This window comes from Geodermatophilus sp. URMC 62 (assembly GCF_052931475.1).
Genome location: NZ_JBRFHY010000001.1, coordinates 604,712 through 625,278, shown reverse-complemented (window position 1 = coordinate 625,278; position 20,567 = coordinate 604,712). Strand labels below are relative to the sequence as shown.

General features: G+C 73.3%; 23 protein-coding genes. 19 read left to right on the top strand and 4 right to left on the bottom strand.

The annotated features are described in order from the left end of the window. The first annotated feature begins 117 nt into the window (after nt 1–117). The 13 genes from ACU616_RS02935 to ACU616_RS02875 all read left to right on the top strand — a co-directional run bounded on the left by ACU616_RS02935 (nt 118) and on the right by ACU616_RS02875 (nt 10,554). Nucleotides 118–1,407 (top strand): glycosyltransferase family 4 protein, encoded by a 1,290-nt coding sequence (locus tag ACU616_RS02935; RefSeq protein WP_446756997.1) that lies wholly within the window; start codon nt 118–120, stop codon nt 1,405–1,407. Continuing rightward, the gene (locus ACU616_RS02930) at nt 1,404–1,877 is read left to right on the top strand and encodes a hypothetical protein (protein ID WP_446756996.1); all 474 of its coding nucleotides are present in this window, start codon (nt 1,404–1,406) and stop codon (nt 1,875–1,877) included. Before ACU616_RS02935 ends, ACU616_RS02930 begins: the two co-directional genes overlap by 4 nt. A 13-nt stretch (nt 1,878–1,890) precedes the next feature. Continuing rightward, nucleotides 1,891–2,220 carry an AtpZ/AtpI family protein gene (locus ACU616_RS02925; RefSeq protein WP_446756995.1) on the top strand — a complete coding sequence of 110 codons (330 nt, stop codon included), beginning with the start codon at nt 1,891–1,893 and terminating at the stop codon, nt 2,218–2,220. After that, nucleotides 2,217–3,047, top strand: a complete 831-nt coding sequence (gene atpB, locus ACU616_RS02920; protein ID WP_446756994.1) for a F0F1 ATP synthase subunit A — start codon at nt 2,217–2,219, stop codon at nt 3,045–3,047. Before ACU616_RS02925 ends, atpB begins: the two co-directional genes overlap by 4 nt. Before the next feature lie 93 nt (nt 3,048–3,140). Beyond that, nucleotides 3,141–3,374 (top strand): ATP synthase F0 subunit C, encoded by a 234-nt coding sequence (atpE, locus tag ACU616_RS02915; protein ID WP_446756993.1) that lies wholly within the window; start codon nt 3,141–3,143, stop codon nt 3,372–3,374. A gap of 49 nt (nt 3,375–3,423) precedes the next feature. Beyond that, nucleotides 3,424–4,008, top strand: a complete 585-nt coding sequence (locus ACU616_RS02910) for a F0F1 ATP synthase subunit B (RefSeq protein WP_446756992.1) — start codon at nt 3,424–3,426, stop codon at nt 4,006–4,008. Further along, entirely contained in the window at nt 4,008–4,826 is an 819-nt protein-coding gene (locus tag ACU616_RS02905; protein ID WP_446756991.1) for a F0F1 ATP synthase subunit delta, read from the top strand. The genes ACU616_RS02910 and ACU616_RS02905 overlap by 1 nt, the downstream gene beginning before the upstream one ends. 73 nt (nt 4,827–4,899) lie before the next feature. Beyond that, nucleotides 4,900–6,516, top strand: a complete 1,617-nt coding sequence (gene atpA, locus ACU616_RS02900) for a F0F1 ATP synthase subunit alpha (RefSeq protein WP_446756990.1) — start codon at nt 4,900–4,902, stop codon at nt 6,514–6,516. Between the two features lies 1 nt (nt 6,517). Beyond that, nucleotides 6,518–7,471, top strand: a complete 954-nt coding sequence (locus ACU616_RS02895; RefSeq protein ID WP_446756989.1) for a F0F1 ATP synthase subunit gamma — start codon at nt 6,518–6,520, stop codon at nt 7,469–7,471. A gap of 85 nt (nt 7,472–7,556) precedes the next feature. Further along, on the top strand, nt 7,557–8,993 hold the full coding sequence (gene atpD / locus ACU616_RS02890) for a F0F1 ATP synthase subunit beta (protein ID WP_446756988.1): 1,437 nt from the start codon (nt 7,557–7,559) through the stop codon (nt 8,991–8,993). 275 nt (nt 8,994–9,268) lie between these two features. Beyond that, nucleotides 9,269–9,523, top strand: coding sequence for a hypothetical protein (locus ACU616_RS02885; protein ID WP_446756987.1), 255 nt, complete (start codon nt 9,269–9,271; stop codon nt 9,521–9,523). A 158-nt stretch (nt 9,524–9,681) separates the two neighbouring features. Continuing rightward, the gene (locus tag ACU616_RS02880; RefSeq protein ID WP_446756986.1) at nt 9,682–10,071 is read left to right on the top strand and encodes a F0F1 ATP synthase subunit epsilon; all 390 of its coding nucleotides are present in this window, start codon (nt 9,682–9,684) and stop codon (nt 10,069–10,071) included. 81 nt (nt 10,072–10,152) lie between these two features. After that, nucleotides 10,153–10,554 (top strand): DUF2550 domain-containing protein, encoded by a 402-nt coding sequence (locus tag ACU616_RS02875; protein WP_446756985.1) that lies wholly within the window; start codon nt 10,153–10,155, stop codon nt 10,552–10,554. 11 nt (nt 10,555–10,565) lie between these two features. On the opposite strand, the gene ACU616_RS02870 is transcribed toward ACU616_RS02875, so the two are convergent. After that, nucleotides 10,566–11,174, bottom strand: coding sequence for a cob(I)yrinic acid a,c-diamide adenosyltransferase (locus tag ACU616_RS02870; protein ID WP_446756984.1), 609 nt, complete (start codon nt 11,172–11,174; stop codon nt 10,566–10,568). 65 nt (nt 11,175–11,239) lie between these two features. On the opposite strand from ACU616_RS02870, the gene murA reads away from it, so the two are divergent. Beyond that, the gene (gene murA, locus ACU616_RS02865; RefSeq protein ID WP_446756983.1) at nt 11,240–12,520 is read left to right on the top strand and encodes a UDP-N-acetylglucosamine 1-carboxyvinyltransferase; all 1,281 of its coding nucleotides are present in this window, start codon (nt 11,240–11,242) and stop codon (nt 12,518–12,520) included. 49 nt (nt 12,521–12,569) lie between these two features. Here the strand turns inward: murA and ACU616_RS02860 are convergent, their stop codons facing one another. Next, entirely contained in the window at nt 12,570–12,899 is a 330-nt protein-coding gene (locus ACU616_RS02860; RefSeq protein WP_446756982.1) for a hypothetical protein, read from the bottom strand. A gap of 155 nt (nt 12,900–13,054) precedes the next feature. On the opposite strand from ACU616_RS02860, the gene ACU616_RS02855 reads away from it, so the two are divergent. Next, nucleotides 13,055–15,073, top strand: a complete 2,019-nt coding sequence (locus ACU616_RS02855; RefSeq protein ID WP_446756981.1) for a protein meaA — start codon at nt 13,055–13,057, stop codon at nt 15,071–15,073. Between the two features lie 9 nt (nt 15,074–15,082). Here the strand turns inward: ACU616_RS02855 and ACU616_RS02850 are convergent, their stop codons facing one another. Further along, nucleotides 15,083–15,808, bottom strand: a complete 726-nt coding sequence (locus ACU616_RS02850) for a YqjF family protein (RefSeq protein WP_446756980.1) — start codon at nt 15,806–15,808, stop codon at nt 15,083–15,085. A gap of 51 nt (nt 15,809–15,859) precedes the next feature. Between ACU616_RS02850 and ACU616_RS02845 the strand changes: the two genes are divergently transcribed. Further along, nucleotides 15,860–16,633 (top strand): enoyl-CoA hydratase-related protein, encoded by a 774-nt coding sequence (locus ACU616_RS02845; RefSeq protein ID WP_446756979.1) that lies wholly within the window; start codon nt 15,860–15,862, stop codon nt 16,631–16,633. Between the two features lie 79 nt (nt 16,634–16,712). Here the strand turns inward: ACU616_RS02845 and ACU616_RS02840 are convergent, their stop codons facing one another. Then, complete coding sequence (locus ACU616_RS02840; RefSeq protein ID WP_446756978.1) at nt 16,713–17,582, bottom strand: hypothetical protein; 870 nt, start codon at nt 17,580–17,582, stop codon at nt 16,713–16,715. Nucleotides 17,583–17,666: 84 nt separating this feature from the next. Between ACU616_RS02840 and nucS the strand changes: the two genes are divergently transcribed. The 3 genes from nucS to ACU616_RS02825 all read left to right on the top strand — a co-directional run bounded on the left by nucS (nt 17,667) and on the right by ACU616_RS02825 (nt 20,560). Then, on the top strand, nt 17,667–18,350 hold the full coding sequence (gene nucS / locus ACU616_RS02835) for an endonuclease NucS (RefSeq protein WP_446756977.1): 684 nt from the start codon (nt 17,667–17,669) through the stop codon (nt 18,348–18,350). Nucleotides 18,351–18,462: 112 nt separating this feature from the next. Further along, entirely contained in the window at nt 18,463–20,244 is a 1,782-nt protein-coding gene (locus ACU616_RS02830; protein ID WP_446756976.1) for a 3-hydroxyacyl-CoA dehydrogenase family protein, read from the top strand. 4 nt (nt 20,245–20,248) lie between these two features. Beyond that, complete coding sequence (locus ACU616_RS02825; protein ID WP_446756975.1) at nt 20,249–20,560, top strand: hypothetical protein; 312 nt, start codon at nt 20,249–20,251, stop codon at nt 20,558–20,560. Nucleotides 20,561–20,567 lie beyond the last annotated feature (7 nt).

The following is a 20,567-nucleotide window of genomic DNA, read 5'->3' as shown; positions in this document are numbered from 1 at the left end:
GGGTGGCGATACCGTGGGAGGTCAGCCCTGTCGCCTCGCCCCGGGAGCACCGTCGCGATGAGCCCCTCCGCCGCGCTCCCGGCCCGGGTGCCGCGCGGTCCCCGTGGGGGCTGAGCCGTGCGCGAGTACGCCGTCGTCCTGCTGACCGCCGCGCTGGTGACCTTCCTGGCCACCCCGGTCGTGCGGGTCGCCGCGGTCCGGCTGCGGATGATGGCCGCGCCGCGCGAGCGCGACGTGCACGTCATCCCCACCCCGCGCGGCGGGGGGGTGGCGATGTACCTGGGCGTAGCCGCCGCGGTGCTCGTGGCCACCCGGCTGCCGGCGCTGCAGCGCACGTTCGACGACTCTCAGACCGCCGCGGTGCTCGTGGCCGGCGGGCTGATCTGCCTGCTCGGCGTCCTCGACGACAAGTTCGGCCTCGACGCGCTCACCAAGCTGACCGGCCAGATCGCCGCTGCCGGCGTGATGGTGCTGATCGGGGTGCAGCTGGCGTTCCTGTTCCTGCCCGTGGCCGACATCGGGACCCTGTCGCTGGGTCCGGACGTGGGCGTGCCGGCGACCATCCTGCTGACCGTCTTCACGGTCAACGCGCTCAACTTCATCGACGGCCTCGACGGACTGGCCGCCGGCGTCTCGGCGATCGCCGCGCTGGCCTTCTTCGCCTACAGCTACCACCTCGGCCGGGTCGGGTACGACGACGTGGCGAGCGCCCCGGCCCTGATCACCGCCGTGCTCGCCGGCGCCTGCCTGGGCTTCCTGCCGCACAACTTCAGCCCGGCGCGCATCTTCATGGGCGACTCGGGCTCGATGCTCGTCGGGCTGATGCTGTCGGCGGCCGCGGTGTCCGCGACCGGGCAGACCGACTCGCAGACCCTGGGCTCCGCGGCGAACCTGCTGCCGCTGACCCTGCCCCTGCTCGTGCCGATCGCGGTGCTCTTCATCCCGTTCGTCGACCTGCTCCTGGCCGTCGTCCGGCGGACCCGGCGCGGCCAGTCGCCGTTCTCGCCCGACAAGATGCACCTGCACCACCGGCTCCTGGCCATCGGCCACTCGCACCGCCGGGCGGTGCTGACCATGTACTTCTGGGCGGCTCTCCTGTCCTTCGGCGCGGTGGCACTGTCCATCACCGGCGGCAAGGTGGAGCTGCTCGTCCTGATCGGGGTGCTGCTCGCCGTGGGTGTCGTCGTCGTCCTCGGCCCGCACGCCCGGCGCGCGGCCCGGGAGGCCCGGGCCGCCGAGATCGCCGCGCAGCGGCGCCGCAGCCGAGCGGCGCACCCGAGCACCCGCGCTCCCCGCGCCCCCGCGCTCCCGGCCGACCCCGCGGACCGTCCCAGCACCGGCCCCGGGGACCGTCCCAGCACCGCTCCCGCGGTCCGCCGCACCGGCGCCGGGCAGGTGATCCCGTGACCCGCCGCCCGCCGGAGCGGCCCGGCTGGGACCTGTCCTTCCTGCGCGTCGGTGCCCTCGCGACCGCGGTCGTCGCGACGGTCGCAGCGCTGGTCGCCGGGCTGGTCGGCGGCTGGACCGACGCGGTCGGTGTGCTCGTGGCCGCCGCGGTGGTCACGTCCTTCTTCGTCGTCTCGGGCGTCGTCATCGCCTGGGCCGGCCGCATCCACGACACCTTCACCCTGCCGGCGGCACTCGGGACCTTCTTCGTCAAGGCGCTGGTCCTCTTCGCCGTGCTCAACGCACTGCCCGAGGACGGCTGGCTCGACCGGCTGACCCTGGCCTGGTCGGTGATCGTCGGTGCCCTGTTGTGGAGCGGCGTGCAGCTGCGCTGGGTGTGGACCCGGCCGCTCTACTACGTGACACCGCCGGCGCCACCCGGTCAGGCGACCGTGCCCCCGGGACCGGACGGGCCCGCGACACGCGGCTGATATGGTCCCCGGGATGGCCGAGGACGACCCCGCCCGCGGGGATCCCCCTCGGCCCCGACCTGCGCGGGAAGCCCCCCGGGGCAGCGGTGCCGAGACCGGCTATGCGGTCATCGGCACGATGATCTCCGGGATGGCCGTGTGGGGCGGTGCCGGGTGGTTGCTCGACCGGTGGTGGGACACGCGGGTGTTCCTGCCGGTCGGGATCCTCCTCGGCATCTCGGCGGCCATCTACCTGGTCGTGAAACGGTACGGCGGGCTGCCACCAACCCCTGGTGCACCCGAGAAGAGCGACACCCCGGGCGGACGACGGAGCCGGCCCAGGACGCAGAAGGGACAACGGTGACCTCCAGCGCCCTCGCGCACGTGCACGTCCTCGCCGCCGAGGGCGGCGCAGCGGGTGACGGGTTCCAGGCTCCCGGGATCGGTGAGTTCTACCCCGAGCCCCTCGCGCAGTTCTCACTGCTCGGCGTCGACTTCGAGATCACGCGCATCACGCTGGGTCTGTGGTTCGCCACCCTGGCGATGCTCGTCTTCATGGTGCTGACGGTCCGCAAGCCGCAGATCATCCCCGGCAAGCTGCAGTTCGTCGGCGAGAGCGGCTACTCGCTCGTCCGCGACGGCATCGCCCGCGACGTCGTCGGCCCGAAGGGCATCCCCTTCGCGCCGTTCCTGGCCTCACTGTTCTTCTTCATCCTCGCGAACAACTTCATGTCGATCCTGCCGCTGGCGCAGATCTCCCCCATGTCGCGGTTCGCGTTCCCGCTCGTGCTCGCCGCCATCTGCTGGGTCGTCTACATCTACATCGGCATCCGTGAGCAGGGCGCAGGCCGCTACTTCAAGGACATCCTGTTCCTGCCGGGCGTGCCCAAGCCGATGTACATCCTGGTCACGCCGATCGAGATCCTGCAGAACTTCATCGTCCGGCCCTTCACGCTGGCCGTCCGGCTCTTCGCCAACATGTTCGCCGGCCACATGCTGCTGGTCGTCTTCTCCCTCGGCGCGGTCTACCTCTTCAGCCGCGACAACTTCTCGATCGTGTTCGGGCCGATCTCGGCACTGATGGCGATCGTGATGACCTTCTTCGAGTTGCTGGTCATCTTCCTGCAGGCCTACGTCTTCACCGTGCTGATGGGGACCTACCTCAACGGCTCGATCGAGGCCGAGCACTGAGCCCCGGGCTCGGCCCCCCGGACCGCACCACCCGCACGACCCCCGCAAGCCGCCCGGAGCGCCCGGGCGACGACACAGGAGGAACACCCCGTCATGGATCTGGATATCTTCGCTGAGCTGAGCGGCAGCATCGGCTCCGTGGGCTACGGCCTCGCCGCTGTCGGCCCGGGCATCGGCGTCGGCATCGTGTGGGCCGCCTACATCCAGGCCACCGCGCGTCAGCCCGAGTCGGCCGGCCTGACCCGGACCTATGCCTTCCTCGGGTTCGCTCTCTCCGAGGCCCTCGCGCTCATCGGCTTCGTCGTCCCCTTCGTCTTCGGCATCTGACTCGTGCCCACGGGCACGGTCACCGACTCCAGACAGGGACACTGAGACCATGGGAACCCTCGCAGCGGAGGAAGCGCACAACCCCCTCCTGCCGCCGCTCGGCGAGATCATCATCGGCCTGATCGCCTTCGCGGTCGTCATGATCGTGTTCTTCCGGCTCATCGCGCCGCGCTTCGAGCAGGTCTTCCGGGCACGCCGGGAGGCCATCGAGGGCGGGATCGAGCGGGCCGAGGCGATGCAGGCCGAGGCCAAGGCCGCGCTGGAGCAGTACCGCGCCCAGCTGGCCGAGGCGCGCACCGAGGCCGCCCAGATCCGGGACCAGGCCCGCGCCGAGGGGCAGCAGATCCTCGAGGAACTGCGGGCCCAGGCGCAGGAGGAGTCGGCCCGGATCGTCGCCCGCGGCGAGGAGCAGCTGGCGGCCAACCGGCAGTCGATCGTCACCGAGCTGCGCGGCCAGATCGGCGCCCTGGCCGTCGACCTGGCCGGCCGCGTGGTGGGGGAGTCCCTCGAGGACGACGCCCGTCGCCGCGGCACCGTCGACCGCTTCCTCGACCAGCTCGACGGCATGACCGGCGGCGGAGCGCCCGACGGGCGCACCGGCAGCACCGTGTTCGTGCCCGGCGGCGACCGCTGATGGACGCCTCCAGCCGGCAGGCGCTCGTGCTCTCGCGCGAGCGCCTGGCGGAGACCACCCGTGGGGCCGCGGGCCCGGGGCTGCTCGCCCTGGCCGACGAGCTGTTCGCCGTCGCGCGGCTGCTCGATGGGCAGATCGCGTTGCGCCGGGCCCTGTCCGACCCCGCGGCCAAGCCGGTCGAGCGGGCCGGCCTGGTCGGCCGCATCCTCGGCGGCCGGGTGTCGGAGGCCACCGTCGACCTCGTGCAGACCGTCGCCCGGCAGCGCTGGTCGCGGCCGCTGGACCTCGTCGAGGCCGTCGAGACGCTCGCCACCGAGGCCGCGCTGGACGCCGCGGAGGCCCGTGGCGAGCTCGAGGGCGTCGAGGACGAGCTGTTCCGGTTCGGCCGGATCGTCGCCGGCGACCCCGAGCTCTCGCGCATCCTCTCCGACGACAGTGCGCCCGTGGAGGGCAAGACCGCGCTGCTCGACCGGCTGGTCTCCGGCCGGGTGAGCCCGGTGACCGAGCAGCTGCTGCGGAACTCCCTGACCGCCCGGCACGTCGGCAACGCGGAGAACCGGGTGGAACGCCTCTCGGAGGCCGCCTCCGCGCGGCGGGGCCGGTCGGTCGCCCACGTGACGACGGCGACGCCGCTCACCGCGGCCCAGGAGCAGCGGCTGCGCGACGTCCTCGGCCGGATCTACGGGCGGGCGATCGGCCTGCAGGTGACCGTCGACCCCGACGTCCTCGGTGGCCTGGTCGTCCGCGTCGGGGACGAGGTCATCGACGGCAGCGTCGCCAACCGGCTCGAGATCGCGGGCCGCCGGCTCACCGGCTGACCCCGCGAGACCCGCCCACCGAACCACCAGACAGCACCCAGCAGCACACCCAGCAGGGAAGAGGACGCGAGCCATGGCCGAGCTGACGATCTCCGCGGACGAGATCCGCAGTGCCATCCAGAACTACGTCACCGAGTACTCCCCGGACGTCTCCCGGGAAGAGGTCGGGATGGTCACCGAGGCCGGCGACGGCATCGCGCGTGTCGAGGGCCTGCCCTCGGTCATGACCAACGAGCTGCTCGAGTTCGAGAGCGGCGTCCGCGGCCTGGCCCTGAACCTCGACGTCCGCGAGGTCGGCGTGGTCATCCTCGGTGACTTCGCCGGCATCGAGGAGGGCCAGCAGGTCCGGCGCACCGGGGAGGTCCTGTCGGTCCCGGTCGGTGACGGATACCTCGGCCGCGTCGTCGACCCGCTGGGCAACCCCATCGACGGCGCCGGCCCGATCCAGACCACCGGCCGCCGCGCACTGGAGCTGCAGGCGCCCACCGTGGTGCAGCGCCAGTCGGTGCACGAGCCGCTGCAGACCGGGATCAAGGCGATCGACGCCATGACCCCGATCGGGCGCGGCCAGCGCCAGCTGGTCATCGGTGACCGGCAGACCGGCAAGACCGCGATCGTCACCGACACGATCATCAACCAGAAGCAGGCCTGGGCCACCGGGGACCCGGCGCAGCAGGTGCGCTGCATCTACGTCGCGGTCGGCCAGAAGGGCTCGACGATCGCCGCCATCCGCGCCTCCCTCGAGGAGGCCGGGGCGATGGAGTACACGACCATCGTGGCGGCGCCGGCGTCGGAGGCGGCCGGCTTCAAGTACATCGCCCCCTACACCGGCTCGGCCATCGGCCAGCACTGGATGTACGAGGGCAAGCACGTCCTCATCGTCTTCGACGACCTGTCCAAGCAGGCCGAGGCCTACCGCGCCGTCTCCCTGCTGCTGCGCCGCCCGCCGGGCCGCGAGGCCTACCCCGGCGACGTCTTCTACCTCCACTCCCGGCTGCTGGAGCGCTGCGCGAAGCTCTCCGACGAGCTCGGTGCCGGGTCGATGACCGGTCTGCCGCTCATCGAGACCAAGGGCAACGACGTCTCGGCCTACATCCCGACCAACGTCATCTCGATCACCGACGGTCAGATCTTCCTCGAGACCGGTCTGTTCAACTCCGGTGTCCGCCCGGCCATCAACGTCGGCATCTCGGTCTCCCGGGTCGGTGGCTCGGCGCAGATCAAGGCGATGAAGTCCGTCGCCGGCCGGCTGCGCCTGGACCTGGCCCAGTACCGGGAGCTGGAGGCCTTCGCCTCCTTCTCCTCCGACCTCGACGCCTCCAGCCGGGCCACCCTGGACCGCGGCCAGCGCCTCGTCGAGCTGCTCAAGCAGGGGCAGTACCAGCCCTACCCGGTCGAGCGCGAGGTCGTCTCGCTGTGGCTGGGCACCACCGGCAGGCTCGACCGCGTCCCGGTCGGCGACGTCCGCCGCTTCGAGTCGGAGTTCCTCGACCACATCGCCCGGGCCGAGCCCGGCGTCTACGACGAGATCCGCACCTCGCGGACGCTCGGCGACGACGCCGTCGGCAGCCTCGAGCGGGCCGTCGAGGGCTTCTACCGGAACTTCACGACGACGGACGGCAGCTCGCTGACCGACGACGACGAGGCGGGCGCCACCGCCCAGGGCGTCTCGACGACGAAGAGCGCCTGACGTGGCCGGCTCCCTCCGCGCACTGCGGCGCCGCATCCGCTCCACCCAGTCGACGAAGAAGATCTTCTCGGCTCAGGAGCTGATCGCCGGTGCCCGCATCGTGCGCGCGCAGGCCCGGGTGGAGGCCTCCAAGCCCTACGCCCGGGAGATCACCCGCGTGCTGACCGCGCTCTCGGCTTCGGCGTCCCTGGAGCACCCGCTGCTCAACGAGCGCACCGACACCCGACGGGCGGCGGTCCTGGTGATCACCTCCGACCGGGGGTTCGCCGGCTCCTACAACGTCAACGTGCTGCGCCGGACCGAGGAGCTGCTCGGCACCCTGCGCCAGCAGGGCAAGGAGCCCGTCCTCTACGTCGTGGGCCGCAAGGGGGAGACCTACTACTCCTTCCGCGACCGGCCGGTGGAGGACACCTTCACCGGGTTCTCCGAGCAGCCGGCCTACTCGGACGCGCAGGAGGTCGGTCGCGCGCTGATCGACGTCTTCGAGCCCGCCGAGGACGGCGACCGCAGTGGCGGTGTCGACGAGGTGCACATCGTCTACACCGAGTTCCGGTCGCTGCTGGCCCAGGTGCCGGTCGCCAAGCGGCTGGCCCCGATGGACCCCGAGGACGTCGAGGGCGGTGACGGGGACGACGACGAGGCGGCAGGCGGCCGGCCGGCCGGTGACAGCGGTGTCCCCACCTCCTACGAGTTCGAGCCCTCGCCCGAGGCGCTGCTCGACGCCCTGCTGCCCAAGTACGTCACCACCCGCATCTACGCGGCGATGCTCGAGGCAGCCGCCTCGGAGTCGGCGTCGCGGCGGCGGGCGATGAAGTCGGCGTCCGACAACGCCGAGGAGCTGGCCAAGAACCTCTCCCGCCAGGCGAACCAGGCCCGGCAGGCGGAGATCACCCAGGAGATCAGCGAGATCGTCGGTGGCGCCGACGCGCTGGTCTCGGCCGGCGCCGACGACTGACCGACCGGTCCCCCCGCCGTCGCCGCGGACGGGGACACTGCAACTGCGAGACCACTGAAGCTGCGAGGGCAGGAGAGCACTCCCCATGACCGTCACCGAGGACCGTCCGACCACCCAGACGACCGGCCGCGTCGTCCGGGTCACCGGGCCGGTCGTCGACGTCGAGTTCCCGCGCGACGCGATGCCCGACCTGTTCAACGCCCTGCACGTCGACGTGACCCTCGCCGACCTGGGCAAGACCCTGACCCTCGAGGTCGCCCAGCACCTGGGTGACAACGTGGTCCGCACCATCTCCATGGCCCCGACCGACGGACTGGTCCGCGGCGCCGAGGTCACCGACACCGGCACGCCGATCAGCGTCCCGGTCGGCCCGGGCGTCACCGGCCACGTGTTCAACGCGCTCGGCGAGTGCCTGGACACCCCCGGCTACGGCGCGGATCTGCCGCGTTGGTCGATCCACCGGCACGCGCCGCGCTTCGACCAGCTCGAGGGCCGCACCGAGCTGCTCGAGACCGGCATCAAGGTCATCGACCTGCTGACGCCGTACGTGGCCGGCGGGAAGATCGGCCTGTTCGGCGGGGCGGGCGTGGGTAAGACGGTGCTCATCCAGGAGATGATCCGCCGCGTCGCCCAGGAGTTCGGTGGCGTGTCGGTGTTCGCCGGCGTCGGCGAGCGCACCCGCGAGGGCAACGACCTCATCACCGAGATGACGGAGTCCGGCGTCATCGACTCGACCGCGCTGGTCTTCGGTCAGATGGACGAGCCGCCGGGCACCCGGCTGAGGGTGGCCCTGTCGGCGCTGACGATGGCGGAGTACTTCCGCGACGAGCAGAACCAGGACGTGCTGCTCTTCATCGACAACATCTTCCGGTTCACCCAGGCCGGGTCCGAGGTCTCCACGCTGCTGGGCCGCATGCCCTCCGCCGTGGGCTACCAGCCGACCCTCGCCGACGAGATGGGCGAGCTCCAGGAGCGGATCACCTCGACGCGCGGTCACTCGATCACCTCGCTGCAGGCGATCTACGTGCCCGCCGACGACATCACCGACCCCGCTCCGCACACGACCTTCGCCCACCTCGACGCGACGACCGTGCTCTCGCGGCCGATCTCGGAGAAGGGCATCTACCCGGCCGTCGACCCGCTGGACTCCACCAGCCGGATCCTCGACCCGCAGTACGTCGGGCAGGAGCACTACCAGGTCGCCCAGACGGTCAAGCAGATCCTGCAGCGCTACCAGGAGCTGCAGGACATCATCGCGATCCTCGGCATCGACGAGCTGTCCGAGGAGGACAAGGTCACCGTGCAGCGCGCGCGGCGGATCGAGCGCTTCCTCTCGCAGAACATGTTCGTGGCCGAGGCGTTCACCGGTCAGCCCGGCTCGTACGTGCCGCTCTCGGAGACCCTGCAGGCCTTCAAGGCGCTCACCGAGGGCAACTACGACCACGTGCCCGAGCAGGCCTTCTTCATGTGCGGTGGCCTCGAGGACCTCGAGCGCAACGCCGAGAAGCTCAAGCGCGGCTGACGAAGGACCCCCTCGCCCCCGCCACTCGTGAGCTCGCGGCGGGACCCTGCGAGGGGGCCGTTCCCGCACGTCACCGGCGACGGCCGGGTCCCCGCACGGGGGCCCGGCCGTCGTGCGTCGCGGTGGCGCGTCATGGTGTCGACGTACCGGTGTCCTCACCGTGCGTCGGGACGCTCCGTGCCGCCGACCGGGGGTGATTGTGCGCCCGGGTCCGTGGGCAGGGGCCTGGCGGTCGCCCCTCAAGTGCAGCAGCATCCCTGCCGATCGAGCAGGTGGTGACCGGAGGGACCGGACGCGCACTGCGGGAGACGACGATGGACTGGCTGGACGCCACGAGCACGGACGGCACGCCGATCCGGCTGCCCGGTGCCGGGGCGATCGACCCCGGCTGGACCTGGCCGCCTTCAGCACCGGTGCCGCACGTCGACGCCCGCTGCTTCGACACCGAGGACTGGGCCCCGGCCTCGACGGTCCGCCACCCGTGGGTGCGGGTGGGGCGCTGGACGCTGCTGTACCGCCGGGCGGCCTGAAGCAGGAACCCCTTCCGCTCCCGGATCGCACGGACAGGTGGCGCCGCCCGGCCCGCGCCGGGCGTCCCCGGTCGCGCGGCTAGAGTGAGCAGGACCGTCGCCGCGCCCGCCCGGCCGGCGTCCTGAGCACCGCTCGTCGGTGGACCCGGAGGAGTGTCGTGGCGACCCTGCAGGTCGAGTTGGTGGCCGTCGAGCGGATCATCTGGTCCGGTGAGGCGAACATGGTCATCGCCCGCACGACCGAGGGTGAGATCGGCGTCCTGCCCAGCCACGCCCCGCTGCTCGGCGAGCTGGCTCCCGGCGGCGTCGTGACCATCCGCACCACCGAGGGCGAGGACCTGGTCGTCGCCGCGCACGGTGGCTTCCTCTCGGTGACCCCGCGCGGGGTGTCCATCCTCGCCGAGACCGCCGAGATCTCCTCCGAGATCGACGTCGAGCGCGCCCGCGAGGCGCTGCGCCGGGCCGAGGAGGGCGGCGACGACCCTGACGCCCTCGCCGCCGCCCGCCGCGCCCAGTCGCGGCTGCGGGCCGCCGGCCAGGCCGACTGAGGTCCTCGTGCCCCCCGGACCTCGCCCCGCTCGGCCCGGGTCCGTGCACGAGGGCCGTTCCGCGGGGCGCGCGACCCGCCGGTGACCACGTTCCTGATCGTCCTGGCGGTGACGCTCGTGGTCGCCCTGGTGGTCGCCTTCCTGCTCCGCCGCCGCCTGCTCTTGACCGGGCTCGGCGCGGTCACCATGTGGCTGCGGCCGGCCGGGAGCTCCCGCTGGTCGGTGGGTGTGGCCTGGTACGGCGGGGACGCCCTGCTCTGGTACCGGGGCCTGTCGCTGTCGGTCCGTCCCCAGCAGCGGCTGTGCCGCAGCGAGATGCGCATCGAGGGCCGCCGCGGTGCCGCCCGCGACGACGTGGCGCTGCCCGACGACGTCGTCGTCCTGTCCTGTGCCACCAGTAGTGGGCGCAAGGAGCTCGCGATGGAGCCCTCGACGGTCACCGGCTTCCTCTCCTGGGTGGAGTCCGCGCCCCCGGGGCGCTGACAGGAGGGCGCTCAGCCCTCGCGGCGCGCCGCGCGCTGGGCGTGCACGCCGCTGTGCGCGCCGGGCTCCCACAGCACGTCGCCGCCGGGGTTGGCCTCGCGGGCGAGGATGAACAGCAGGTCCGACAGGCGGTTGAGGTAGCGCGCCGTCTCGGGGTTGGTGCGCTCGCCGTCGGCCCCGAGCAGCGCCCACACGCTGCGCTCGGCCCGCCGGACGACGACCCGCGCCTGGTGCAGCAGCGCGGCCAGCGGCGTCCCCCCGGGGAGGATGAAGCTGGTCAGCGCCGGCAGCGCCTCGTTGTGCTCGTCGCAGGCCGCCTCCAGCCGCTCGGTGTAGGCGGCGGTCACCCGCAGCGGCGGGTACTGCGGGTCCGGCACCGCCGGGGTCGAGAGGTCCGCGCCGACGTCGAAGAGGTCGTTCTGCACGCTGCGGACCAGCTCGACCAGCTCCGTGGACGGCGAGCCGAGCGCGAGCGCGACGCCGAGCGCGCTGTTGGCCTCGTCGACGTCGGCGTAGGCGACCAGCCGCGGGTCGGTCTTGGCGACCCGGCTCATGTCGCCCAGGTGCGTCTGGCCGGCGTCACCGGTCCTGGTGTAGATGCGGGTCAGCCGGACGGTCATGGCTCCCGAGAGTAGGCGGTGGGCAGAGGCGGGACCCCGCAGCGGGGCCACCGTAGGGTGTGCCGGTGCAGTGCTTCGAGGTGACCGGCGGCACGGCCCTGACCGGCCGGGTCCGGGTCACGGGGGCGAAGAACAGCGCCCTCAAGCTCATGGCCGCCGCGTTGCTGGCCTCCGGTCGGACCACCGTCGAGGAGGTCCCCGACATCCTCGACGTCTCGATCATGAGCGAGGTGCTGCGTCGGCTCGGCTGCGGCGTCACCTACGAGCGATCAGGCCACCCGGGCGGTGGCGGGCGCGTGGTCGTCGACGTCCCCGAGGTCCCCGCGACCGAGACCGACTACGACCTGGTCCGCAAGATGCGCGCCTCGATCAGCGTGCTCGGCCCACTGGTCGCCCGCTGCGGCAGCGCCCGGGTCGCGCTGCCCGGCGGTGACGCGATCGGCTCGCGCGGGCTGGACATGCACATCTCCGGCCTCGAGCGGCTCGGTGCCTCCATCCACAGCGAGCACGGCTTCCTCGTCGCCAGTGCGCCCCGGCTGCGCGGGACGTCGATCTGGCTGGACTTCCCGTCGGTCGGGGCCACCGAGAACCTGCTCATGGCCGCGGTGCTCGCCGAGGGCACCACCGTCATCGACAACGCCGCCCGCGAGCCGGAGATCGTCGACATCTGCTCGATGCTCACCGCCATGGGCGCGCGGATCGACGGCGCGGGCACCTCCACGCTGACCGTCGAGGGCGTGACCCGGCTGGCGCCGGTCACCTACACGACCGTGCCCGACCGGATCGTTGCCGGCACCTGGGCCATCGGCGCCGTGATGACCCGCGGCGACGTCGTCGTCGAGCGGGCCGTGGCCGACCACCTCGCCGTCCCGTTGGACAAGCTGGCCGGCGCCGGCGCCACGGTGGAGGTCGTGCCCGACGGCGTCCGGGTCGCGATGGACGACCGGCCGCGGGGGGTCGACGTCGTGACACTGCCCTTCCCGGGCTTCCCGACCGACCTGCAGCCGATGGCGGTCGCGCTCGCGGCGGTGTCGACCGGCTCGGCGCTCATCACGGAGAACGTGTTCGAGGGCCGGTTCATGTTCGTCAACGAGCTCGTGCGCCTGGGCGCCGACGTGCGCATCGACGGCCACCACGCCGTCGTCCGCGGCCGCGAGCGGCTCTCCAGCGCCCCTGTGCTCGCCACCGACATCCGCGCCGGCGCGGGGCTGGTGCTGGCGGGGCTGGTCGGTGACGGCGTCACCGAGGTGCAGGACGTGCACCACGTCGACCGCGGCTACCCCGACTTCGTCGAGCAGCTGCGCGGCCTGGGTGCGCAGGTCCGGCGGGTCGAGCGCCCCGACTAGCGGCTCCGGGCGCAGGACCCCGCCGCGAGCGGGTGGGCCGCGGGGTCCGTCACGCCGCGGGGAAGGAGGCTGCCAGCTCGCGGGCGCGGGCGGCGTCCTCCGGGAAGACCAGCACGTCGGCCCGGTGCGCCGTGGGGAAGCGGACGGTCGAGCGGATCCCGGCGTCGGAGAGCACCGCGCGCAGGGCGAGGGCCGACTCCCGGCGCGACAGGGTGGCCACGCGGGTGAGCAGCCCGTCGTCGGACGGTGCCGGGCTCCGGCGGCCGCTGCCGGCACCGCCGCTGCCGAAGGCCCACCGCATGAACAGGGCCAGCAGGACCATCACCACGACCGCGACGACCGGTCCGGCGATGTAGCTGAGGCTGCCCGGCTGGAGCACCCGTCCTCCCTCGGCACGACCGGCCCTCGTGCAGGGGGCCCGGCCCGAGCGGAGCGAGGGGCGGGGGCACGAGGGTCCTTCCCCGAGTGTGCCACCGCTGACGTCCCCCCATCGGGGCCGCTACTGGCCGGTAGCAGCCCCTACACTCCGCGGGCATGCCGTTCCCCTCGCAGCCGCGGGAGCGCGACCGCCCCTGGGTCATGCGCACCTACGCCGGCCACTCCTCGCCGGCCGAGTCCAACGCGCTCTACCGCCGGAACCTGGCCAAGGGGCAGACCGGCCTGTCGGTGGCCTTCGACCTGCCGACGCAGACCGGCTACGACCCCGACGACGAGCTGGCGGTCGGTGAGGTCGGCAAGGTCGGTGTGCCGGTCACGCACATCGGCGACGTGCGGGCGCTGTTCGACGGCATCCCGCTCGACGAGATGAACACGTCGATGACGATCAACGCCACCGCCATGTGGCTGCTCGCGCTCTACCAGGCCGTGGCCGAGGAGCAGGGCCACGACGTCGCCCAGCTGGCCGGGACGACGCAGAACGACATCATCAAGGAGTACCTGTCGCGGGGGACCTACGTCTTCCCGCCCGGGCCCTCGATGCGGCTGATCACCGACATGGTCGCCTACACCGTGACGGCGATGCCGAAGTGGAACCCGATCAACATCTGCAGCTACCACCTGCAGGAGGCCGGGGCGACGCCGGTGCAGGAGATCGCCTACGCGATGAGCACTGCGATCGCCGTCCTGGACTCGGTGCGCGACTCCGGGCAGGTGCCGCCCGAGCGCTTCGGCGAGGTGGTCGCCCGCATCTCCTTCTTCGTCAACGCGGGCGTCCGCTTCGTCGAGGAGATGTGCAAGATGCGCGCCTTCACCCAGCTCTGGGACGAGCTGACCCTCGAGCGCTACGGCGTGCAGGACCCCAGGCACCGCCGCTTCCGGTACGGCGTGCAGGTCAACTCCCTGGGCCTGACCGAGGCGCAGCCGGAGAACAACGTCCAGCGGATCGTGCTGGAGATGCTCGCGGTCACGCTGTCCAAGGACGCCCGCGCCCGCGCGGTGCAGCTGCCGGCGTGGAACGAGGCACTGGGCCTGCCCCGGCCGTGGGACCAGCAGTGGTCGCTGCGGCTGCAGCAGGTGCTGGCCTACGAGACCGACCTGCTCGAGTACGACGACCTGTTCACCGGGTCGGTCGTGGTCGAGCGGAAGGTCGCCGAGCTCGTCGAGGGTGCCCGCGCCGAGATCGCCCGCGTGCAGGAGCTCGGCGGGGCGGTCGCCGCCGTCGAGTCCGGCTACATGAAGGGCCAGCTGGTCGCCTCGCTGGCCCGCCGCCGGCGGCGGATGGAGAGCGGTGAGGACGTCGTCGTCGGCGTCAACCGGTTCCAGAGCACCGAGCCCAACCCGCTGCTGGCCGACCTCGACGCCGCCATCCAGGTCGTCGACCCCGCCGTCGAGGCCGCCGCACAGGATGCCGTCCGCGCGTGGCGCGCCGGGCGCGACCCCGGTCCGGTCGAGCGGGCGCTCGCCGCGCTGCGCGAGGCGGCCGGCAGCGACGTCAACCTGGTGCCGGCCACCCTCGAGTGCGCCCGCGCCGGCGTGACGACGGGGGAGTGGGCCGGCGTCCTGCGCGAGGTCTTCGGCGAGTACCGCGCCCCCACCGGGGTCGCGGCGGCCACCGGCGGCGGCGAGGCCGACGAGACGCTGACCGCCGTCCGCGAGCGGGTGCGGGCCACCGGGGAGGAGCTGGGCGGCCGGCTGCGGTTCCTCGTCGGCAAGCCGGGCCTCGACGGGCACTCCAACGGCGCCGAGCAGATCGCCGTCCGCGCCCGGGACGCCGGCTTCGAGGTGGTCTACCAGGGCATCCGGCTCACGCCGGCGCAGATAGTGTCGGCCGCCGTCGAGGAGGACGTCGACGTCGTCGGCCTGTCGGTGCTGTCCGGCTCGCACCTGCAGGTGGTGCCGGCGGTCCTGCGGGGCCTGCGCGAGGCCGGTCTGGACGACGTCCCGGTGGTCGTCGGCGGGATCATCCCCGACAGCGACGCCCGCCGGCTGCGCGAGCAGGGGGTGGCCCGCGTCTTCACCCCGAAGGACTTCGGGCTCGACGAGATCATGGGCCAGGTCGTCGACGTGGTCCGCCGTGCCCGCGGACTCGACGAGCGGGTGGCGGCCCCCGTCTGAGGCGGGTCGTCAGAGCCGCGGGCCGAAGCGGACGTCGACCCCCGGGGAGAACAGCACGCTGTCCGGCGGGCCGCCGATTCCGGGCAGCCCGGCCGCGGCGAGCAGGTCGCCGTCCCAGGTCAGGAGCTCGGCGCGGTGCAGCGGCCAGGCCGGGTGCTCGTTGGGCCAGTAGCGCGTGCGGCCGCGCCAGGTCTGGTGCAGGCCCCACCGGCCGGTGAGGAAGCGCTCGAGCGGGCCGGGGTCGGTCAGCCGCGGTCCCACCCCGACCTCGATCCGGCCGCCGGCGCCGCGGGGGCCCGGCCAGCGCCGGCGGGAGGTGTAGGTCACCCGGTCGCCGTCGCGGGTGAACCGCATCCGCGCCCACAGGTAGGGCAGTCCGGCGGCGCGGGCGACGAGCACCGGCAGCAGCCGGTCGGCGTCCAGGGACCGGAAGACGACGCCGCGACGGCCCTGCGCGTCCACGGAGTACAGCCGCACGTTCGTCTCGAGGAACGAGCCCACCCAGGGCAGCCCGGGGGAGCCGAGGACGCCGATCCGGCGCATGCGGAAGGGGACCAGGCCCACCCATGTGCGCCCGTCCGGGGTCGTGTCCGGCCAGGTCCCCGGCGGCAGCAGCGGCGCGACGAGCGCGGGGTCGACCGCCCAGTGCAGGAAGGCGACGTCGCGCCAGCCCTGGCTGAACAGGGTCCGCCCGGCGGCTCGCGGTGCGGTGTCGGTGACGTCCTCGGGCTGCACGCCTCCAGCCTCCGTTGCCTCCCGGGGAGGGCGCGTGGTGAGGTCCCTCACATGACTGCAGAGGGCGCTCCGCGGGTGGAGCGTGACGGCGACGTCGTCCGCATCACGATGTGCCGGCCGCGGAAGCGCAACGCCCTGTCGCGGGAGCACCTGGGCCAGCTGCTGGCCGCCGTCACCGAGGTGGGCCGGTCGGACGCGGCCGGCATCGTGCTGGCTGCCGAGGGGCCGGTGTTCAGCGCCGGGCACGACTTCGCCGACGTCGTCGACGCGCCGCTGCCGGAGGTGCGCAGCCTGCTGGCGCTGTGCACGGAGCTGATGGAGACCATCCAGTCGGTGCCCCAGGTGGTCCTCGCGCGGGTGCACGCCCTGGCCACCGCCGCCGGCTGCCAGCTGGTCGCCTCCTGCGACCTCGCCGTCGCGGCCGAGTCGGCCGGCTTCGCCGCCCCCGGCGGCAAGGGCGGCTGGTTCTGCCACACCCCGATGGTGGCCATCGCGCGCAACGTCGGGCGCAAGCGGGCGATGGAGCTGGCCCTGACCGGCGACGTCATCGACGCCCGGACGGCGCTGGACTGGGGCCTGGTCAACCGCGTGGTGCCCGACGCCGACCTGGACGCCGCCGTCGACGACCTGCTGGGGCGGGCCGTCCGCGGGTCGCGGGCCAGCAAGGCCTGGGGCAAGCAGACGATGTACGCCCAGCTCGACCGTCCCGAGCGCGACGCCTACACGACCGCCGTCGAGGTCATGGCCGCCGCCAGCCAGCTCGACGGTGCCCGCGAGGGCATGCGCTCGTTCCTGGAGAAGCGCCCGCCGGTCTGGACCGATTGAAGGACCCTCCTGCCCCCACCACTCGCACGCTCGCGGCGGGACCCTGTAGGAGGGCCGGATTACGGGACGACGGGGGCGATCACCCGAGGTCGGCGCACCCGCTCTCGTGCGGCAGCGCCGGCCGGAGCACGATCGACCAGCGGCCGCCGTCCGGGGTGACCCACGGGGTGAGCGCGTTCGCCGAGGCCGCGGCGGCGAGCACGTCGGCCGCCTGCTGCCCGGTCGCGCTCACGCACGTCAGCCCCGCCCCGAGCGGGGGGCCGGGCAGCTCCGGTCCCGGCCAGGCCACGTCGGGCTGCGTCAGCTCGGGGTCGCCGCCGGTGTGGGGCTGCACGACCGCGGCGACCGTCTGCGGGACGTAGGGCCGCGTCGTCCCCGGCAGGCCGGTGAGCTCGTCGAGCAGGTCGCGCAGGCGGCCGCGGGCCTCCCGCTGCTCCGCGGTCAGGGCGTCGTCGGGGGTCTCGGCCAGCGCGTACACCTCCCGGACGGCGGTCCCGTCCTCGGTGACGAGGGTGAAGCGGGTCGTCGTCGCGTCGGCCAGCGGCGGCTGCCCGAGGTCGCCGGTGCCCGTCACCCCCGCGGCCACCGCCCGGTCGAGCAGGTCGCGCACGGTCGCCCGGTCGACCTCCTGCACCTGCACGTTCGGCAGCGCCGGCGCCGGCCACACCGCGATGCGCGGCCCCTGGGTGAGGACCTGGCCATCGCCGTACACGGTGACCAGCGGCAGGCGGGTGGCCAGCTCCGCGGGCGCGGGAAAGCCGCCGGTCTCGGCGACCTGGAGTACCAGACCCGTCGGCAGCGGCGCGGGGCCGGACGACGGGGCGCCGACGTCCCCGGACGGCGCGGCCCCGCCGGAGGCGCAGGCCGCGACCGTCAGCAGCAGGACCAGCGCGGCGGCGCGGCCCGCGGCCCGCGCCGCGCTCCGCCTTCCGGTCCTCCGACGGGTCACGCGACGGGTCACGGTCCTCCGACGCCCGGGCGGCCGGTCCGGTTCCCGACGGCCGGGCCGGCCGGCCCGGTACCGTCGGCGCCCGTGCGCCTGGTCATCGCCCGCTGCTCGGTCGACTACATCGGGCGGCTGACCGCCCACCTCCCCATGGCCAACCGGCTGCTGCTGGTCAAGGCCGACGGCTCGGTGTCGGTGCACGCCGACGACCGCGCCTACAAGCCGCTGAACTGGATGACGCCGCCCTGCTCCCTGAAGGACGAGCTCGTCGACACCCCGGACGGCAGGGCCGGCACGTGGACGGTCACGAACAAGGCCGGTGAGCAGCTCGTCATCACCATCGAGTCGGTCGAGCACGACAGCTCCCACGAGCTGGGCGTCGACCCCGGCCTGCAGAAGGACGGCGTCGAGGCCGAGCTGCAGCGGCTGCTGGCCCTGCACGTGGAGACCTTCGGGGCCGGGTGGCAGCTGGTCCGCCGCGAGTACCCGACGGCGATCGGCCCGGTGGACCTGCTCTGCCGCGACGCCGACGGCGCGACGGTGGCCGTGGAGATCAAGCGGCGCGGGGAGATCGACGGCGTCGAGCAGCTGACCCGCTACCTCGAGCTGCTCAACCGCGACCCGCTGCTGGCCCCGGTGAAGGGCGTCTTCGCCGCGCAGGAGATCAAGCCGCAGGCGCGGGTGCTGGCCCACGACCGCGGCATCGACTGCGTCACCGTCGACTACGCCGTCCTCAAGGGCACCGACGACCCCACCCAGCGGCTGTTCTGACGACGGACCCCGTCCTCCTCACCCTCGCGGGATCCGCTCGGGGTGAGCCTCGGGACGGGGCCGGCGTGGTGAGAGACTCGTCGCCGACGATCCGTTGTGGAGGGATGGCAGCGTGGCCAGAGAACTGACCGAGGTCGGGGTGGTGGGGCTGGGCACCATGGGTGCGGGCATCACCGAGGTCATGGCCCGGGCGGGCCTGTCGGTGACCGCGGTGGAGATCGGTGAGGAGGCGCTGGCCCGCGGCCGGGCGCACGTCGAGCAGTCCACCGAGCGCGCGGTGGCCCGCGGGAAGCTGGAGACCGCCGAGCGGGACGAGATCCTGGGGCGGATCCGGTACTCGACCTGCCTGGAGGACCTGGCCGCCGCCGAGTTGGTCATCGAGGCCGTTCCGGAGCGGATGGAGCTCAAGACCGAGCTGTTCGCCCAGCTGGACAAGGTCTGCCCGCCGGACACGATCCTGGCGACGAACACCTCCAGCCTGTCGGTGACCGAGTTGTCGGTGGCCACCGGGCGGCCGAGCAAGGTCATCGGGATGCACTTCTTCAACCCGGCGCCGGTGATGAAGCTGGTCGAGGTGGTGCGCACCGTGGTCACCGAGCCTGCGGTCGTCGCCGACGTCGAGGCGCTGGCCGCGCGGCTGGGCAAGGTCGATGTGACCATCGGGGACAAGGCCGGGTTCATCGCCAACGCCCTGCTGTTCGGCTATCTCAACCACGCGGTGTCGATGTATGAGAACCGCTACGCCAGCCGCGAGGACATCGACGCGGCCATGCGGTGGGGCTGCGGCCTGCCGATGGGGCCGCTGGCGCTGATGGACCTCATCGGCATCGACACCGCCTATGAGATCCTCGACACGATGTACAAGCAGTCGCGTGACCGGCTGCACGCGCCCAGCCCGATCATCAAGCAGATGATGACCGCCGGGCTGCTGGGCCGGAAGTCCGGCCGCGGCTTCTACACCTACGCCGGCCGCGACTCCGCCGAGGTCGTGGCCGATGAGAGCACGCCGGTGCCCGGCGGTGCCGCCGCCGGGGCCCGCCCGGTGTCGGCCGTCGGGGTGGTGGGGTCGGGGACGATGGCCACCGGCATCATCGAGGTGGTCGCCAAGGGCGGCTACGACGTGCTGTTCCAGGCCCGCTCGGCGGAGAAGGTCGCCGCGGTGCAGACCGCGCTGCGCAAGTCGCTGGACAAGCAGGTCGCCCGCGGCCGGCTGGCGGAGGCCGGCCGCGATGAGGTGCTGGGCCGGGTGCGCGGGACCACGTCGCTGGAGGAGTTCGCCGACTCAGACCTGGTGATCGAGGCCGTGGTGGAGTCGTTGGCGGTCAAGCAGGCGCTGTTCGCCGCCCTCGGGGAGATCGCCCGGCCCGGTGCGGTGCTGGCGACGACGACGTCGAGCCTGCCGGTGATCGAGTGCGCCCAGGCCAGCGAGCGGCCCGGCGACGTCGTGGGCCTGCACTTCTTCAACCCCGCGCCGGTGATGAAGCTGGTGGAGGTGGTCAGCACGATCGCCACCGCGCCCGAGGTCGCGGCCACCGCGCACGCGGTGTGCGCGCGGCTGGGCAAGCACGCGGTGTCCTGCACCGACCGGGCCGGGTTCATCGTCAACGCGCTGCTGTTTCCCTATCTCAACGACGCGGTGAAGATGCTGGAGGCGCACTACGCCACCGCCGATGACATCGACGCGGCGATGAAGGTCGGCTGCGGCTATCCGATGGGCCCCTTCGAGCTGCTCGACGTCGTGGGCCTGGACGTGTCGCTGGCGATCGAGCGGGAGCTCTACACCGAGTTCCGCGAGCCGGGCTTCGCGCCGGCGCCGCTGCTGGAGCACCTGGTCACCGCCGGCTACCTCGGCCGCAAGACCGGCCGCGGGTTCCGGGACTACTCGCGCCGCTGAGGCAGTGCCTCGCCGGGGACGACGCACCGGCGGGGGGCGGCCGGGCGGCCGCCCCCCGCTGTCGCGTCGGCCCGACCCGGTCGAGGAGGCCACGGACGGCGACTGGGCGGTCCGGTCGCTCACCGGGTCGGCCACCACGAAGGCCTACCGCTGCCCGGGCTGCGACCAGGAGGTCCGCCCCGGGACGCCGCACCTGGTGACCTGGCCGGCGTACGCGCGCGACTCCGACCTCGCTCCCTGGGACACCGACTCGGCCGCCGACCTCCGCCGGCACTGGCACACCGCCTGCTGGCGAGCCCGGGGCCGCCGCCACTAGCGGGAGG